Raw genomic sequence first — 395 nt, 5'->3', positions numbered from 1 at the left:
GCGTCGCCGTCACGTCGAACTGGCCGATGCCGCTCAGCGCGGTCTGCGCCGGGTCCATGTCCGAGGGGTACACACTGGCGTAGGCGCGCACCGGGACGTCCTGCTCGTCGTCGTTGAAGCCGAACTCCTCCGCCATGTCACGCACCTTGTCCTGCCCCAGGTCGACGGCCATCTTGCCGAAGACGTTGTTGCAGGAGTACTGGAGCGCCACCCGGATCGAGGCGTTCTCGCACGGCGCGGACGGGTTCTCGTTGGTGAGGTCCTTCGACGAACCCGGCAGCGGGTAGGGGTCGGGGCTGTCGGTCCGCTCGTCCACCGAGGAGTACAGCCCGTCCTCCAGCGCGGCGGCCGCCACCACCAGCTTGAACGTCGAGCCGGGCGGCAGCGGCTGAACG

At 69.1% G+C, this 395-nt stretch carries 1 protein-coding gene; it reads right to left on the bottom strand.

Annotated elements, in window-relative coordinates; translation table 11 throughout:
- Positions 1-395 (bottom strand): penicillin-binding transpeptidase domain-containing protein (locus tag LPA54_RS41295; RefSeq protein ID WP_267488049.1); only part of this gene is annotated, 395 nt, incomplete at both ends.

This window comes from Streptomyces sp. DH12 (assembly GCF_020873895.1).
GTDB lineage: Bacteria > Actinomycetota > Actinomycetes > Streptomycetales > Streptomycetaceae > Streptomyces.
The sequence above is the reverse complement of the archived record's forward strand: the minus strand, read 5'-3'. Positions and strand labels throughout refer to the sequence as shown.